Annotated in this window: 9 protein-coding genes and 1 pseudogene; 1 reads left to right on the forward strand and 9 read right to left on the reverse strand. The window is 68.9% G+C overall.

The window, feature by feature from the left end; genetic code table 11:
- The 7 genes from DW299_RS04895 to DW299_RS04925 form a co-directional block, all read right to left on the reverse strand.
- A partial coding sequence (locus DW299_RS04895) for a PfkB family carbohydrate kinase (RefSeq protein WP_136035905.1) occupies positions 1 to 737 on the reverse strand: 737 nt, incomplete at its 3' end.
- A gap of 120 nt (positions 738 to 857) precedes the next feature.
- On the reverse strand, positions 858 to 4,733 hold the full coding sequence (gene rpoC / locus DW299_RS04900) for a DNA-directed RNA polymerase subunit beta' (RefSeq protein WP_136035906.1): 3,876 nt from the start codon (positions 4,731 to 4,733) through the stop codon (positions 858 to 860).
- Positions 4,734 to 4,814: 81 nt separating this feature from the next.
- Positions 4,815 to 8,318: a DNA-directed RNA polymerase subunit beta gene (gene rpoB, locus DW299_RS04905; protein ID WP_136031622.1), complete on the reverse strand. Its 3,504-nt coding sequence runs from the start codon at positions 8,316 to 8,318 to the stop codon at positions 4,815 to 4,817.
- A 208-nt stretch (positions 8,319 to 8,526) separates the two neighbouring features.
- Positions 8,527 to 10,230, reverse strand: a complete 1,704-nt coding sequence (locus DW299_RS04910; RefSeq protein ID WP_136035907.1) for an ABC transporter ATP-binding protein — start codon at positions 10,228 to 10,230, stop codon at positions 8,527 to 8,529.
- Positions 10,227 to 11,189, reverse strand: a complete 963-nt coding sequence (locus DW299_RS04915; RefSeq protein WP_136031619.1) for an ABC transporter permease — start codon at positions 11,187 to 11,189, stop codon at positions 10,227 to 10,229. The genes DW299_RS04910 and DW299_RS04915 overlap by 4 nt, the downstream gene beginning before the upstream one ends.
- A gap of 34 nt (positions 11,190 to 11,223) precedes the next feature.
- Complete coding sequence (locus DW299_RS04920) at positions 11,224 to 12,228, reverse strand: ABC transporter permease (protein WP_136035908.1); 1,005 nt, start codon at positions 12,226 to 12,228, stop codon at positions 11,224 to 11,226.
- 130 nt (positions 12,229 to 12,358) lie between these two features.
- Positions 12,359 to 14,032 carry an ABC transporter substrate-binding protein gene (locus tag DW299_RS04925; protein ID WP_136032298.1) on the reverse strand — a complete coding sequence of 558 codons (1,674 nt, stop codon included), beginning with the start codon at positions 14,030 to 14,032 and terminating at the stop codon, positions 12,359 to 12,361.
- 167 nt (positions 14,033 to 14,199) lie between these two features.
- Between DW299_RS04925 and DW299_RS04930 the strand changes: the two genes are divergently transcribed.
- Entirely contained in the window at positions 14,200 to 15,123 is a 924-nt protein-coding gene (locus DW299_RS04930; RefSeq protein ID WP_136035909.1) for a sugar kinase, read from the forward strand.
- Positions 15,124 to 15,144: 21 nt separating this feature from the next.
- Here DW299_RS04930 and DW299_RS04935 read toward each other — a convergent pair whose 3' ends face one another.
- Positions 15,145 to 16,017, reverse strand: coding sequence for a MurR/RpiR family transcriptional regulator (locus DW299_RS04935; RefSeq protein WP_136032295.1), 873 nt, complete (start codon positions 16,015 to 16,017; stop codon positions 15,145 to 15,147).
- Between the two features lie 14 nt (positions 16,018 to 16,031).
- Positions 16,032 to 16,540: pseudogene (locus tag DW299_RS04940) on the reverse strand (glycoside hydrolase family 3 N-terminal domain-containing protein); the annotation flags it as partial.

Consider the following 16,540-nt stretch of genomic DNA (forward strand, 5'->3'; position numbering starts at 1 on the left):
ACGGTGTCGACGAGGCGCCCGGGCAGCGCGGAGATCGGGGCCGTCGAAGTGCCGGCGTCGGACTCGAGCACCGCGCCGTCCGCCCCCGCGGTGGCCAGCACCGCGCGCACGCCGAGCCCCCGGAGACGGGAGCGCAGCACGTCGAGGTCGCCGTCGTAGAGCACCGCCGCGTCGTCGGCGCCGACCTTCACGACCTCGGCCTGCGCGGCCAGACGCTCGAAGCCGCGCACGAACTCGTCGCGGTCGCTCAGCATGCCCGTGCGCGGGTTCGGGTCGATCGCGAGGCGCGCACCGTCCAGGGCGGCCGCGAGCGCGTCGACCTCGGCGGGAGCGTCGAACGGGAAGCAGCTGACGACCGCGAGGTCGGCGTCCGCGATCGCGGCCACCGCCTCGTCCGAGTAGCGGATCGTGCGCTCCTTGGCGGCACGGTTGAAGACGTAGCTCGGCTCGCCGTTCGCGGCCCGGGTCACGACGGCGCGCGACGACCCGTGCGGCGCCGCGCTCGCGATCAGGCGCACGCCGTGGTCCGCCACATACTCGCGGATGTGCGCGCCTGCGACGTCTTCTCCCACCATCGCGATGAGCGTCGTGGGGATTGCGAGCCGCCGCAGACCCACCGCCACGTTCAGGGCGGCTCCGCCGACGAACTCGCGGACGCCGCTGTCATCCCGGATCTCGTCGATCAGGGCGTCTCCGATGACGACGGCCGAGCCGCCGGGGGAAGTCTCAGTGCTCACTCGCCGACCCTACCGCGCCCGCCCGCGCTCCGGAGCGCTGCCGAACTGCGTGCCCGAACGCGACGAGGGACGACGAAGGCCCCGGGCGATGCCCGGGGCCTTCGTTCACTCAGTCACACCTCAGTTGTAGGTACCGGGGGTGATGTCGTCCGTCGAGAACGCGTCGAAGTCGACGTAGCCGAAGTCGCCGTCCGCGTACGCGCCGTCGGATGCGAAGATCCGGTTCGGGTAGCGCTCGCTCTTGGCTTCCTCGGTGGCCTCGACCGTGACGTCGCGGTACTTCGAGAGACCGGTTCCGGCGGGGATGAGCTTACCGATGATGACGTTCTCCTTGAGACCGACCAGCGGGTCGCGCTTGCCCTCCATGGCGGCCTGCGTGAGCACGCGGGTCGTCTCCTGGAAGGACGCGGCGGACAGCCACGACTCGGTCGCGAGCGACGCCTTCGTGATACCCATCAGCTCCGGGCGACCCGACGCGGGGCGCTTGCCCTCGGCCACGGCCTCGCGGTTGATCTGCTGGTAGCGCTTCAGGTCGACCATCTCACCCGGCAGCAGGGTCGTGTCGGCGTGGTCGACGACGGTGACCTTGCGGAGCATCTGGCGGACGATGACCTCGATGTGCTTGTCGTGGATCGGCACACCCTGCGAGCGGTACACGCCCTGCACGCCGCCGACGAGGTACTTCTGCACCTCGCGGGCACCCATGACGCGCATGACCTCCTTGGGGTCGAGAGTGCCGACCTGCAGGGGCTGACCGACCGAGACGTGCTGGCCGTCCTCGACGAGGAGCGTCGCACGCTTCAGCACCGGGTAGACGACGGGCTCGTCGCCATTGTCGGGCGTCAGGATGACCTTCTTGGCCTTGTCGGTCTCGTCGATCGTGATGCGGCCGTCAGCCTCGGCGATCGGCGACGCACCCTTGGGGGTACGGGCCTCGAACAGCTCCTGCACACGGGGCAGACCCTGCGTGATGTCGTCGGCCGACGCGGAACCACCGGTGTGGAAGGTACGCATCGTCAGCTGGGTACCGGGCTCACCGATCGACTGGGCCGCGATGATGCCGACGGCCTCGCCGATGTCGACCGTCTTGCCGGTCGCGAGCGAACGGCCGTAGCACTGCGCGCACACGCCGACGGCGGAGTCGCAGGTCAGGACCGAGCGGACCTTGATGGTCTCGACACCCGCAGCGACCAGCTTGTCGATGAGCACGTCGCCCACGTCGTCGCCGGCCGAGGCGAGGACCTCGCCCGCCGCGTTCACGACGTCGGAGGCCAGCGTCCGGGCGAACACCGAGTTCTCGACGTTCGCGTCGCGCACCAGCTCACCCTGCGAGTTCGGCGCGGCGATCGGGAGCTCGAGGCCCTTCGACGTGCCACAGTCCTCTTCGCGGATGATGACGTCCTGCGAGACGTCCACCAGACGACGGGTCAGGTAACCCGAGTCGGCGGTACGCAGAGCGGTGTCGGCCAGACCCTTACGGGTACCGTGCGTCGCGATGAAGTACTCCGCCACCGACAGACCCTCGCGGTACGAGGAGATGATCGGACGCGGGATGATCTCACCCTTGGGGTTGTTCACCAGACCACGCATACCGGCGATGTTCCGGATCTGCAGCCAGTTACCACGGGCGCCCGAGGACACCATGCGGTTGATGGTGTTGTCCTCCGGGAAGTGCGCCTTCATCGCGGCCTGCACCTCGTCGGTCGCCTCGGTCCAGATCTTGATGAGCTCCTGACGACGCTCGGCGTCGGTCGTGAGGCCCTTCTCGTACTGGGACTGGACCTTCGCGGCCTGCTTCTCGTAGCCCGCGACGATCTCCGCCTTGTTCGGCGGGGTCAGGATGTCGCTCAGCGCGACGGTGACACCCGAACGGGTCGCCCAGTAGAAACCGGCATCCTTGATGCGGTCCAGCGTGGCGGCCGTCTCGACCTTGGGGTACTCCTCGGCCAGCTTGTTGACGATCTGCGACAGCTTGCCCTTGTCGGCCTGCTCGCGGACGAAGGGGTAGCCCTTCGGCAGCGCGTCGTTGAAGATCGCCTGACCGAGCGACGCGTCGACCAGACCGTGCTTCTCGTAGCCCTCGGGAGCCTCGCCCTCCAGGAAGGCCAGACCCGGGATGCGGATGCGGACCTTCGCCTGCAGGTCGAGCGTGCCCTCGTCGTACGCGAGCTGCGCCTCACCGACGGAGCCGAACGCACGGCCCTCGCCCTTGGCGCCGGCCTTGACCGTGGTCAGGTGGTGCAGACCGATGATCATGTCCTGCGAGGGCAGGGTCACCGGACGGCCGTCCGACGGCTTGAGGATGTTGTTCGACGCGAGCATCAGCACGCGGGCCTCGGCCTGAGCCTCGACCGACAGCGGCAGGTGCACGGCCATCTGGTCACCGTCGAAGTCGGCGTTGAACGCCGCGCAGACGAGCGGGTGCAGCTGGATGGCCTTGCCCTCCACGAGCTGCGGCTCGAACGCCTGGATGCCCAGACGGTGCAGGGTGGGTGCACGGTTGAGCAGCACCGGACGCTCGCGGATGATCTCCTCGAGCACGTCCCAGACCTCGGGACGCGTGCGCTCGACGGCACGCTTCGCGGCCTTGATGTTCTGCGAGTGACCCAGGTCGATCAGGCGCTTGATGACGAACGGCTTGAACAGCTCGAGCGCCATCTGCTTGGGCAGACCGCACTGGTGCAGCTTGAGCTGCGGGCCGACCACGATGACCGAACGGCCCGAGTAGTCGACACGCTTGCCGAGCAGGTTCTGACGGAAACGACCCTGCTTTCCCTTGAGCATGTCGCTCAGGGACTTCAGTGCACGGTTGCCGGTACCGGTGACGGGGCGACCACGGCGGCCGTTGTCGAACAGCGCGTCGACGGCCTCCTGCAGCATCCGCTTCTCGTTGTTGACGATGATCTCGGGGGCGCCGAGGTCGATCAGGCGACGGAGACGGTTGTTGCGGTTGATCACGCGGCGGTACAGGTCGTTCAGGTCGGAGGTCGCGAAGCGGCCACCGTCGAGCTGCACCATCGGACGCAGCTCCGGCGGGATCACCGGGACGACGTCGAGCACCATCGCGGCCGGGCTCATGCCGGTCTCGAGGAACGAGTTGACGACCTTGAGGCGCTTGATCGCACGGATCTTGCGCTGGCCCTTGCCCTCCGAGATCTGCAGGTGCAGGCTCTCGGCCTCGGCGGTCAGGTCGAACGCGGCCAGGCGACGCTGGATCGCCTCGGCACCCATGTAGGCCTCGAAGTACTGGCCGAAGCGGTCCTGCAGCTCGTGGAAGACGTCGTCCTCCGGGCGCAGGGCACCGACCTCGAGCGTGCGGAAGTCCTCCCACACGCGCTCCAGCTTCAGGATCGCCTCGTCGGCACCCTTGCGGATGAGCGACATCTCCTTCTCGGCGGCGTCCTTGACCTTCTTCTTGGCGTCGGCCTTGGCACCATCGGCCTCGAGAGCCGCGAGCTCCTCCTCCAGCTTGGCCAGGCGCTCCGCGATCTTGGCGTCGCGGCGGTCGCCGAGCGTCTTCAGCTCGAGGCGGATGTTGTTCTCCTGCGTGCCCAGGTCGCGGTGACGAGCATCCTCGTCGACCGAGATGACCATGTAGGCGGCGAAGTAGATGACCTTCTCGAGGTCCTTCGGCGCCATGTCGAGCAGGTAGCCGAGGCGCGAGGGCACGCCCTTGAAGTACCAGATGTGGGTGACGGGAGCGGCGAGCTCGATGTGACCCATGCGCTCACGGCGGACGGAGCTCTTGGTGACCTCCACGCCACAGCGCTCACAGACGATGCCCTTGAAGCGGACGCGCTTGTACTTGCCGCAGGCGCACTCCCAGTCACGGGACGGGCCGAAGATCTGCTCTCCGAAGAGACCGTCCTTCTCCGGCTTGAGGGTGCGGTAGTTGATGGTTTCGGGCTTCTTGACCTCGCCGTAGGACCACGCGCGGATGTGGTCTGCGGTCGCCAGGCCGATGCGAAGCTCATCGAAGGTTGTGGACTCGAGCACTAGTTCTCCTGTGTCGGAAATTCTGTTTGAGAAGTCTGCTTCGGTGAGCCGGGGACACGGCGGTCCCCGGCTCCCGAAGGATTAGATCTCGTCGATCGAGGCGGCCTCGAAGCGGCTGGAGATGTTGATACCGAGTTCCTCTGCGGCGCGGAACGCCTCGTCGTCGGTGTCGCGGAGGTTGACCAGCGTGCCGTCGGCCGAGAGGACCTCGACGTTCAGGCAGAGCGACTGCATCTCCTTCATGAGCACCTTGAACGACTCCGGGATGCCGGGCTCCTGGATGTTCTCGCCCTTGACGATCGCCTCGTACACCTTGACGCGGCCGAGGATGTCGTCGGACTTGATCGTGAGGAGCTCCTGGAGGGCGTACGCGGCGCCGTAGGCCTCGAGGGCCCACACCTCCATCTCACCGAAGCGCTGTCCACCGAACTGCGCCTTACCACCGAGCGGCTGCTGGGTGATCATCGAGTACGGACCGGTGGAGCGGGCGTGGATCTTGTCGTCCACCAGGTGGTGGAGCTTCAGGATGTACATGTAGCCCACGGAGATCGGCGCCGGGAACGGCTCGCCGGAGCGGCCGTCGAACAGCTGCGTCTTGCCGCTCGAGTCGATCAGGCGCAGGCCGTCACGCGTCGGGAGCGTCGAGTCGAGCAGACCGGCGATCTCCTCCTCGCTGGCGCCGTCGAATACCGGGGTCGCGACCTTGGTGCCGGGGGCGGCCTCGAAGGCCTGCTCCGGCAGCTTGGCGGCCCACTCCGGAGTGCCCTCGACCTTCCAGCCCTGCTTCGCGATCCACCCGAGGTGGGTCTCGAGCACCTGGCCGAAGTTCATTCGCCCCGGGATGCCCAGCGGGTTGAGGACGATGTCGACCGGCGTGCCGTCCGAGAGGAACGGCATGTCCTCGACGGGCAGGATCTTCGCGATGACACCCTTGTTGCCGTGACGGCCGGCGAGCTTGTCACCCTCGGTGATCTTGCGCTTCTGGGCGATGTAGACCACGACGCGGCGGTTCACGCCGGAGCCGAGCTCGTCGTCGCCGTCCTCGGCGTTGAACTCCTTGACGGCGATGATCGTGCCCTGCTCACCGTGCGGCACCTTCAGCGACGTGTCGCGGACCTCGCGGCTCTTCTCGTTGAAGATCGCGCGGAGCAGGCGCTCCTCGGCCGACAGCTCGGTCTCACCCTTCGGCGTGACCTTGCCGACGAGGATGTCGCCGGGGCGGACCTCGGCACCGATGCGGATGATGCCGCGCTCGTCGAGATCCTTCAGCAGCTCGGGGCTGACGTTGGGGAGGTCACGGGTGATCTCCTCCTTGCCGAGCTTGGTGTCGCGGGCGTCGACCTCGTACTCCTCGATGTGGATCGACGAGAGGGTGTCGTCCTTCACCAGGTCCTGGCTCAGGATGATGGCGTCCTCGAAGTTGTAGCCCTCCCACGTCATGAACGCGACGAGGAGGTTCTTGCCGAGGGCCAGCTCGCCGTTCTCGGTGGCGGGGCCGTCGGCGATGACCTCGCCGACCTCGACGCGCTCACCGGCCGACACGACGACCTTCTGGTTGTAGGAGGTGCCCTGGTTCGAGCGGTCGAACTTGCGCAGGTGGTACTCCTGCGTGCCGCCCTCGTCGAGCATGACCACGACGCGGTCGGCGGAGACCTCGGAGACGACACCGGCCTTCTCGGCGGTGATCACGTCGCCCGCGTCGATGGCGGTGTAACCCTCCATACCGGTGCCGACGAGCGGCGAGTCGCTGCGCAGCAGCGGCACGGCCTGGCGCTGCATGTTGGCGCCCATGAGCGCGCGCTGCGCGTCGTCGTGCTCGAGGAAGGGCACGAGCGAGGTCGCGACCGACACCATCTGGCGCGGCGAGACGTCGATGTAGCCGATCTCCTCCGGCAGGAACAGGTCGACCTCACCGCTACCGCCCTTGGGGCGCGCGAGCACGTGGCTCTCGCGGAAGCGACCCTTCGCATCGAGCGGCGCGTTGGCCTGCGCGATGTTGAAGTCGACCTCCTCGGACGCCGTGAGGTAGTCGATCTGCTCGGTCACGACACCGTCGACGACCTTGCGGTACGGGGTCTCGATGAAGCCGAACGAGTTGATGCGCGCGAAGGTCGCGAGCGCACCGATCAGGCCGATGTTCGGGCCTTCCGGGGTCTCGATCGGGCACATGCGGCCGTAGTGCGAGGGGTGGACGTCACGGACCTCGACGCCGGCGCGGTCGCGGCTCAGACCACCGGGGCCGAGGGCCGAGAGGCGGCGCTTGTTGGTCAGACCCGCGAGCGGGTTGTTCTGGTCCATGAACTGCGACAGCTGCGAGGTTCCGAAGAACTCCTTGATCGCGGCGACGACGGGGCGCACGTTGATCAGCGTCTGCGGCGTGATGGCCTCGATGTCCTGCGTGGTCATGCGCTCGCGGACGACGCGCTCCATGCGGGACAGACCCGTGCGGACCTGGTTCTGGATCAGCTCGCCGACCGCGCGGATGCGACGGTTGCCGAAGTTGTCGATGTCGTCGGTCGCGAGACGGATCTCGGTCTTCTTGCCGCCGCGGATGCCCTCGAAGGTCTCCTCGGTGCCGGCGTGCAGACGCACCAGGTACTTGATGGTCGCGACGATGTCCTGCACCGTCAGCACCGACTCCGTCAGCGGGGTGTCGAGACCCAGCTTGTGGTTGATCTTGTACCGGCCGACCTTGGCGAGGTCGTAGCGCTTCGGGTTGAAGTAGAAGTTGTCGAGCAGCGCGCGGGCGGCCTCGGCGGCCACCTGCTCGCCCGGACGCAGCTTGCGGTAGATGTCGCGCAGCGCGTCTTCCTTGGTGACGATCGTGTCCTTCGCGAGCGTCTCCTCGATGGAGGTGTAGCCGGCGAACTCGGCCAGGATCTCCTCGCTGGTCATGCCCAGCGCCTTGAGGAAGACCGTGACGGACTGCTTGCGCTTGCGGTCGACGCGCACGCCCACCTGGTCGCGCTTGTCGATCTCGAACTCGAGCCAGGCACCGCGGCTCGGGATGACGCGCGCCGAGACGATGTCCTTGTCGGAGGTCTTGTCGGGCGTCTTGTCGAAGTAGACACCGGGCGAGCGGACGAGCTGCGACACGACGACGCGCTCGGAGCCGTTGATGATGAACGTGCCCTTGTCGGTCTGCAGGGGGAAGTCGCCCATGAAGACCGTCTGCGTCTTGATCTCACCCGTGAGGTGGTTCATGAACTCGGCCTCGACGTACAGCGGCGCGGCGTAGGTCTTGCCACGCTCCTTGCACTCCTCGATCGAGTACTTCTCCGGCTCGAGGTACGGGTTCGTGAACGACAGCTGCATCGTCTCGCCGAGGTCCTCGATCGGGGAGATCTCCTCGAAGATCTCGCCCAGACCGCTGTTCTCGTTCACGTCGGTGCGACCGGCGGCCTTCGCCTCGGCCACGCGCGCCTTCCAGGCGTCGTTGCCGACGAGCCAACCGAAGGACTCGGTCTGCAGAGCGAGAAGGTCGGGGACCGTCAGCGTGTCGGAGATCTTGGCGAACGAAAGACGGGAAGCTCCGCGTCCGTTCTTGGTGGTGGTGGATGTGGATGCGTTGGGAGCAGCAGCCAAGGGAATAACCTCCGTGAGCCCCGCAGGGCTTCTCGATTCCTTTGTCGTCAGGTGGAGTTCGCGCTCGAGAGCTCAACGGATGCCGACCACCATATGAGGGCAGGGAGGAGCGAGCGCAACTACCAACTATACCCACGATTCCGCGACATGGCAAGCACAGTCCTTGACCAATCTCAGAACCTGCGGTATTGGCGCTCGCTCCCCCGTCTCAGGACGCGATGCCGAGCTCGTTGCCCGGGATCGAGGCGAGCAGGCGCCGCGTGTAGGGGTCGCGCGGATTCGTGAAGATCTCCTCCGACGTCGCCGCCTCGACCAGCTTCCCGTCCTTCATCACGCACACGTAGTCGCTGATGAGCCGCACCACCGCGAGGTCGTGCGAGATGAACAGGTAGCTCAGGCCGTACTCCCGCTGCAGGTCGCCGAGCAGCCGCAGGATCTGGTCCTGCACCAGCACGTCGAGCGCCGACACCGGCTCGTCGCACACGATGAGGTCGGGCGAGAGCGCGAGCGCCCGGGCGATCGCGACGCGCTGCCGCTGGCCGCCCGACAGCTCCGACGGGTAGCGGCGCAGCATCGACTGCGGCAGCGCCACGTCGTCGAGCAGCTGCCGCACGCGCTTGCGACGGTCGGCGCCACTCCCCCGCCGATAGAACTCCAGGGGCTCGGCGATCAAACGCTCGATCGTGAACATCGGGTTCAGGCTCGAGTACGGGTCCTGGAAGATCGGCTGCACGCGCTGCCGGAACTCCTTCGTCTCCGCCCTGCTGAGCGTCGAGACGTCCTTGCCCTCGTAGCGAATGAGTCCGCTGGTGGGCTCGATCAGCTTGAGCAGCATGCGGGCGGTCGTCGTCTTGCCCGAGCCGGACTCTCCGACGATTGCGACCGTCTCGCCGCGCGGGATCGCCAGCGACACGTCATCGACGGCCACGAAGTCCTCGTGCTTGCCCCGCACCGGATACACCTTCGTGAGGTTCTCGATCTCGACGATGTGGTCGCGCGGCTTCTCCTCCGCTGCGGGCAGCTCCGCGGCGGACGTGTCGCGCACGAACGCCTCCGGCCGCAGCCGGGCGACCGCGACCGAGGGCGCCGCCTTCACGAGCGACTGCGTGTACGGGTGCTGCGGGTCCTCCAGGATCTGCCGCGCGGGCCCCTGCTCGACCACCTTGCCGCGGTGCATCACCACGACCCGCTCCGCCCGCTCGGCCGCGAGACCGAGGTCGTGCGTGATGAGCAGCACCGCCGTGCCGAGCTCGCGCGTCATCTCGCCGATCTGGTCGAGGATGGTCTGCTGCACCGTGACGTCGAGCGCGCTGGTGGGCTCGTCGGCGATCAGCAGCCGCGGCTTGCACGCCAGCCCGATCGCGATCAGCGCGCGCTGGCGCATACCGCCGGAGAACTCGTGCGGATACTGCTTCGCGCGGCGCTCCGGGTCGGGCAGGCCCGCGGCCGTGAGCGCCTCGACGACCTTCCCCTGCACGTTCTGCCGCGTGGCCAGGCCGTGCGCGAGCAGCGTCTCGGCGACCTGCGTGCCGATCTTGGCGACCGGGTTGAGGTTCGACATGGGGTCCTGCGGGACCAGGCCGATGTCGCGCCCCCGGATCGTGCGCAGCTCGTTCTCCGAGGCGTGCGCGATCTCGCGGCCGTCCAGGCGGATACTGCCCGCCGCGACCTTCCCGCCCCCGGCGAGCAGCCCGATGATGGCCATCGCGGTGGTGGACTTGCCCGACCCGGACTCGCCCACGATCGCGACCGTCTCGCCCGGTCGGATCTCCAGGTCGACGCCCTCGACCGCGTGCACGACGCCGTCCATGGTGGCGAAGTCGACCGCCAGTCCCTCGACCGACAGCAGCGGCTCGTCCGACATGCGGTCCTCCCTCGCGGCGCGCGCGGCGCCCTCGTCTCGCGTGTTCATCGTGCCCTCGTCCTCGGGTCCATGGCCTCGCGCAGCGCCTCACCCAGCAGGGTGAAGCCGAGCGCGGTGACCGCGATGCAGATGCCGGGCAGGAACGCCAGCCACGGCGCGATCGCCAGCTCCGCCTGGGCGTAGGTGAGCATGCGCCCCCACTCGGCGGTCTCGGGGCGGCCGCCGCCGAGCCCGAGGAACGACAGCGCCGCCGCGTCGATCACCGCGGTCGCCAGCGTCAGCGTGCCCTGCACGATCACGGGGCCGATCGCATTGGGGAGCACGTGCGACATCGTGATCCGGCCGCGGCCGAGGCCCAGCGTCTGCGCCGAGAGCACGTAGTCGCTGGAGCGCTGCTGCAGCATCGACGCCCGCAGCAGCCGCGCGAAGATCGGCACCTGCGAGGCACCGATCGCGATCATGACCGCGAACGGCGTCTGGCCGAGGATCGCCGCGATCGACACCGCCAGCAGCAGGTTCGGCACGGACAGGATGATGTCGACCACGCGCATGATGACCGTGTCGACCCAGCCGCCGAACGTGCCGGCGATGAGCCCGAGCAGCATGCCGCCGACGAGCCCCATCGCGGTCGAGACGACACCGATGAGCAGCGACGCCTGCGCGCCCCAGATCAGCTTCGAGAGCACGTCGCCGCCGAAGCGGTCGAGCCCGAGCGGGAACTCCGGCAGCTCGCCCGGTCCGGGGATGTGCGTCGGGGTGATGAACTTCGCGCCGGGGAGCGCGGTCTCCGGATACGGGGCGATCACCGGTGCCAGCAGGGCGATCGCCAGGAAGACGAGCACGATGACCGCGCCGATCCATGCGGTCGGGTTGCGGCGGAGTCGACGGAACACGTCGCTCCAGAAGCCGCCGCCGTTCTTCAGATCGGCCTGGGCGATCGCGACGGTGTCGATGCTTCCCCCGCTCTCGGCGGAGGGTCCCTGTGCGGGTGGGAGGGCGATGCTCATGCGACCGCCTCCTTTCGGACGATGAGGAGGGACATCACTGCACCCTCACTCTCGGGTCGATGAAGCTGTAGGAGACGTCCACCGCCAGGTTGATCAGCGCGTACGCGATCGCGATGAAGATGATGAAGCCCTGGAGCACCGGGAAGTCCCGCGTGAAGATGGCCCGCGCCAGGAACGAGCCGATGCCGGGGAACGCGAACACCGTCTCGGTGAGCACCGCCCCCGAGATCAGCAGTCCCGTCTGCAGACCGATCGTGGTGATCACCGGCAGCATGGCGTTGCGCAGGATGAAGCGGCTGCGCAGTGTCGACGAGCCGACGCCCTTCGCGCGCCCGGTGCGGACGTAGTCGGCGTTCTGCACCTCGAGCACGCTCGCCCTTGTGATGCGCACGATGATCGCCAGCGGGATCGTGCCGAGCGCGAGCGCCGGGAGGATGAGGTGCAGGATGGCGTCCCACGCCGCGTCGAACTCGCCGGTGATGATGCCGTCCCACACGTAGAACCCGGTGGGATGCGTCGCGTCTATCCGCGGGTTCTGCCGCCCGTCGGACGGCAGCCAGCCCAGCTGCACCGCGAAGACGTACTTGAGGATGAACGCCAGGAAGAACACCGGGATGGTGATGCCGATCAGGCTCAGCACGACCGAGGCGTGATCGGTGAACTTGCCGTGTCGCCGCGCGGCCCAGTAGCCGAGCGGGATGCCAACGCCCACCGCGAAGATGAGCGCCATGACGCTCAGCTCGATCGTGGCGGGGAACCGGCGGAAGAACTCCTCCACCACCGGACGGTTGGTCTGGATCGAGGTGCCGAAGTCGCCCTGCAGCAGGCGCGTGATCCAGATGAAGTACTGCTCGATGAGCGGCTTGTTGAAGCCGTAGAGCTCGTTGACCCTGGCGATCGCCTCGGGTGTGGCCTTCTCGCCGAGGAGGGCGACCGCGGGGCCGCCGGGAAGGGCCCTGACCCAGGCGAACAGCAGGATGCTGAGCCCGAACAGGGTGGGGATGAGGAACAGCAGTCGCCTGCCGATGGTGCGCAGCACGAAGATCTCCGTCGATCAGGCCCGTCGTCTCGCTCCGCTCGTTCAGGGACCGAACCGGGGTGGTTTCCCGATCCGGTCCCTGAGCGAGGAGCGGAGCGACGAGACGAAGGGGTCTCGGTCGGTCAGGCCGTTACTTGGTGAGGACGATGTCCGTGAAGACCTCGTCGTTCACCGGGCTGGCAGGGTAGCTCTTCACGCGCGGGTCGAACGCGAGCGTCGGAGCCGGGTGCGCGAGCGGGACGCCGGGGATGAACTCCGCCACCATCTCGTTGATGTCCTCGTACAGCGCGGTCTGCTCCTCCAGGTTGGACACGCCGCGAGCCTCGGTCAGCTTCTGGAACAGCTCCGGGTTGTCGAAGCCCCACTCCGAGCTCTGCTGGCCGAAGAACACGCCGACGAAGTTGTCGGTGTCGTTGTAGTCGCCCGTCCAGCCCAGCAGGTGGATGCCGTGGTCGGAGGTGCCGGTCGTGCGGTCGAGGTACTCGACCCACTCCTCCGACACCGGGGTGGTCTCCACGCCGACCTCGGACAGCTGCGACGACAGCACCGTGAAGATCTGCTCGGGGTCCGGCATGTAGGGACGCGACACGTTGACCGGGTAGTTGAAGGTGAGCTTCAGCGGGTTCGACTCGTCGTAGCCGGCCTCCGCGAGCAGGGCCTTGGCCTTCTCGGGGTCGTAGTCGTAGGTCGTGACGTCGGGGTTGTAGCCGTTGACGACCTCGGGCACGAACTGCGTGGCCTTCTGCGTGCCCTCGGGCAGCACCTGGCTGATCAGCGCGTCCTTGTCGACCGCGTACGAGAGGGCCTCGCGCACCTTCGGGTCCTGCAGCTCGGGCACGGCCTGGTTGAACGCCAGGTACAGGATCGTGAACGGCGGGCGCGACACCATCGTGAAGCCGTCGTCCTCGAGCGCCTTGGTGTCGGCGGGACCGACGAGGTCGTAGCCGTCGATCGAGCCGGACTCGAGCGCCTGGCGGCGGGCCGTCGGATCGTCGATCGTGCGGAAGATGATCTCGTCGACCTGACCCGCGTCGCCCCAGTAGTCGTCGTAGGCCTTGAGCGTGACCTGCTCGCCCGGCGCCCACTCCTCGAACTGGTAGGGGCCCGTGCCGACCGGGTGGCCCATCGCGTACTCGGACAGCTGCGGCGCCTCGGCCGACCCGCCGACCTCATCGGCGCCGAACTCCTGCATCGCGGACGGGCTCTGCATGCCGAACGCGGGCAGCGACAGCGAGGCGATGAACCCGGCGAACGGCTTGTTCAGCTCGATCGTGACGGAGTTCTCGCCGTCGGGCGTGCACGACTTGTAGACGGCGTCGGCGGGGTTCGACGCGTAGCCCTTGAAGAGCTTGTTGTAGTAGTAGCCGAACGCCTCGGAGGCGGCCAGACCGGTCCAGTTGTACCAGCGGTCGAAGTTGTAGCAGACCGCCTCGGCGTTGAACGGGGTGCCGTCCTGGAAGGTCACCCCCTCCTTCAGCTGGAAGGTGTGCGACATGCCGTCCTCGGACGACTCCCACGACTCCGCCAGCAGCGGCGCGGGGTCGGCGGTGCCCGGCTCGGTGCCCACCAGACCCTCGAAGATCTGGCGGGAGACGCGGAACGTCTCGCCGTCCTGCGCGAACGCGGGGTCGAGGCTCGCCGGATCGGACGACGCGGCGAAGACGAACGTGCCGTCGACGTCGCCCGAGCCCTCCGAACCGTTGTCGCCGCGCTCGCTGGCGACGCATCCGGCGAGAGCGAGAGCCGCGATGGCCGCTCCGGTGACGGCGACGATCCCTCGCCGACGCATGGCTGACTGGTGCATTGTGTGACCTTCCCTGTCGGGCGCTTCGATGCGCGTACCCGGGGCGTCGTCGCCCCGGAGACGGTGATTCCTCGAAGGTACCCAGCCGGATCGCGGATGCCAAATAGCCGGAGGTTGCGATCCGGTATCGACACGCGCGGGACTGCGGATCGGGTACCGTCGAGAACGTGCCAGAGTCCACCCCCCTCGCCGTCTGCTTCGGCGAGGGCATGGTCGCCCTCGTCCCGGCCACCGCCGGTGCCCTGGAGATCTGCCGCACGTTCGACCGGTCGCTCGCGGGCGCGGAGTGGAACACCGCGATCGCGCTCGCCTCGGCGGGAGTCGACACGGCCGTGGTCTCGCGCGTCGGCGACGACGGGTTCGGCCGGTTCCTGACGGGCGAGCTCCGCGCCCACGGCGTGGACGACAGCGCGATCGAGGTCGATGCGGACGCGCCGACCGGGCTGTACGTCAAGGAGCTGTCGCCCCGGCCGGACGGCACGGTCGAGGGCACGATGCACTACTACCGGGCAGGGTCGGCCGCCGCCGCACTGTCTCCGCGCACCCTCGAGACGCCCGCGGCCGCTGCCCTCCTCGCCCGCGCCGCGCTCGTGCACACCTCGGGCATCACGCCAGCCCTGTCGGACTCGGCCGCCGCCGCGCAGGATGCGCTGTTCCGCGACCACCGTCCCGCTCACGCGCTGCTGAGCTTCGACCTCAACTGGCGCCCGGCGCTCTGGCGCGGGAGGGAAGACCACGCGAAGCGCCTGCTGGGCGGACTCGCCCGCGACGCCGACGTGCTGTTCTGCACCAGGCCGGACGCCGCGGCGGTGTTCGGCACGAGCGACCCCGACGCCCTCCGCGCGCTGTTCCCCGAGCCGCGGTTCGTCGTGGTGACCGACCCGGCCGGCGCCGTGGCGTTCGACCGCGGGGATCGCGCGCAGAGCGACGCCCTCGACGCGCCCGTCGTGGAGACGATCGGCGCGGGAGACGCGTTCGCCGGCGGCTTCCTCGCCGGGGTGCTCGCCGGGCTCTCGCTCAGCGGCAGCCTGGCCCGTGCGCACCGTATCGCCACGCGCGCGATCGCCAGCACCCGCGACCACGTGGACTGACCCCCCCTGCCGTCACCCCCCCTACGCGCGGCGCGGACGGCGCGGCGGCACGGCATCGTGCGTGCGCTGCAGGGACACGGCCACCGGCTCCCCGCGGTGCTGCACCACGCGCACGAACAGCACGTCGATCAGGGCGAGCTGTGCGATCCGACTCGACATCGCCGCCATGCGATACGGCGACTCCTGCGCCTGGCTGAGCAGCACCACGTCCGCCACCGCCGCGAGCGGGGAGTCCGCATCGCTGGTCACGGCGACCGCGAGCGCTCCGGTGTCGCGCGTCACCTCCAGCGCCCTGACCGTCTCGGCCGTCTCCCCGCCGTGCGAGAAGGCGATCGCGACGTCCTCGGGCGAACGCAGCGACGCGGTCGTGATCGCCAGGTGCGGATCGGCGGAGTGCGACACCGAGCACCCGATGCGCGACAGCTTCAACTGCAGATCCTGCGCCGTCAGCGACGACGCCGCCTGACCGAACAGGTCGATGTGGCGGGCGGCCACCAGCGCACGCGCGACCCGGTCGAGGGCGGCCTCATCGAGCGCACGGGCGGTCTTCTCGATCGCGTCGATCTCCTGCGCCGCGAGCTTCGCCGCGATCGCGCCTGGCCCGTCGTGCGGATCGATCGCGGTGGTGTCCAGGCCGAAGCGCGCCTGCTGCGCCTGGGCGAGCGTGACCGAGCGGGCGACCGCGACCCGCAGCTCGCGGTAGCCGCTGAACCCCAGCGACTGGGCGAACCGCGCCACGGTGGACAGCGACGTGCGGCACAGCTGCGCCAGATCGTTGATCGCGAGGTCGACGACGAGCGTGGGGTCGCCGAGGATGGTCTCGGCCACGCGGCCCTCGGCCGCGCTCAGCCTGGGCAGGGAGCGCCGCACCGTGGCCAGAACGTCGTCGTCCATGCGCTGATCCCGTCTCAACCGGCGGTGGTCGACCTCTGCCGTAGCGGGAAGCGACCCAGGAGTGCCTCCCGTGCGGTCTGCGCCCCGAGCCTGCTGGCCGCCCCGACCTCGACGGTCGGCAGGGGAAGCGGGGTGCGGGCGGGCAGCCCCACGTTCACCACGACCGCGTGCGGGTCGCGGGCGGCGGTGCGTTCCACGAGGGCGCGCTGTGCCGGCTCCGCGTCTGGCCGGTCCACCAGCACCACCGTGGTGCCAGGGGCCGCGACGACCTCGGCGATCACGTCGTCCTGCTCCGTCACGGGACGCGCGGCGACATCGAGCCGGACGCGCACACCGTCGCCCGCGAGGGCGCTGGCCACGTACGACGCGGCGCTGTCGACCGCGAGGGTCGAGCGACGACGGGCGTCGATCACCGCGAGCGCCTCGGCCGACTCCGGCGCCGCGCCCACGAGGGTCACCGCGCGCCGGGCGATGTCCTGCGCGTCGAAGCCGTCCACGGGCTGCTGCCCGGCGTGCTCGCGGG

The sequence above is a fragment of the Microbacterium sp. K35 genome (assembly GCF_004794375.1).
Taxonomy (GTDB): Bacteria; Actinomycetota; Actinomycetes; order Actinomycetales; family Microbacteriaceae; genus Microbacterium; species Microbacterium sufflavum.

Bases quoted from the DNA above. Each gene is read 5' to 3' on its own strand.
- DW299_RS04935 (WP_136032295.1), bottom strand. From the start codon at position 16,017: ATGGACGACGACGTTCTGGCCACGGTGCGGCGCTCCCTGCCCAGGCTG.
- DW299_RS04910 (WP_136035907.1), bottom strand. From the start codon at position 10,230: ATGAACACGCGAGACGAGGGCGCCGCGCGCGCCGCGAGGGAGGACCGC.
- DW299_RS04925 (WP_136032298.1), bottom strand. From the start codon at position 14,032: ATGCACCAGTCAGCCATGCGTCGGCGAGGGATCGTCGCCGTCACCGGA.
- DW299_RS04915 (WP_136031619.1), bottom strand. From the start codon at position 11,189: ATGAGCATCGCCCTCCCACCCGCACAGGGACCCTCCGCCGAGAGCGGG.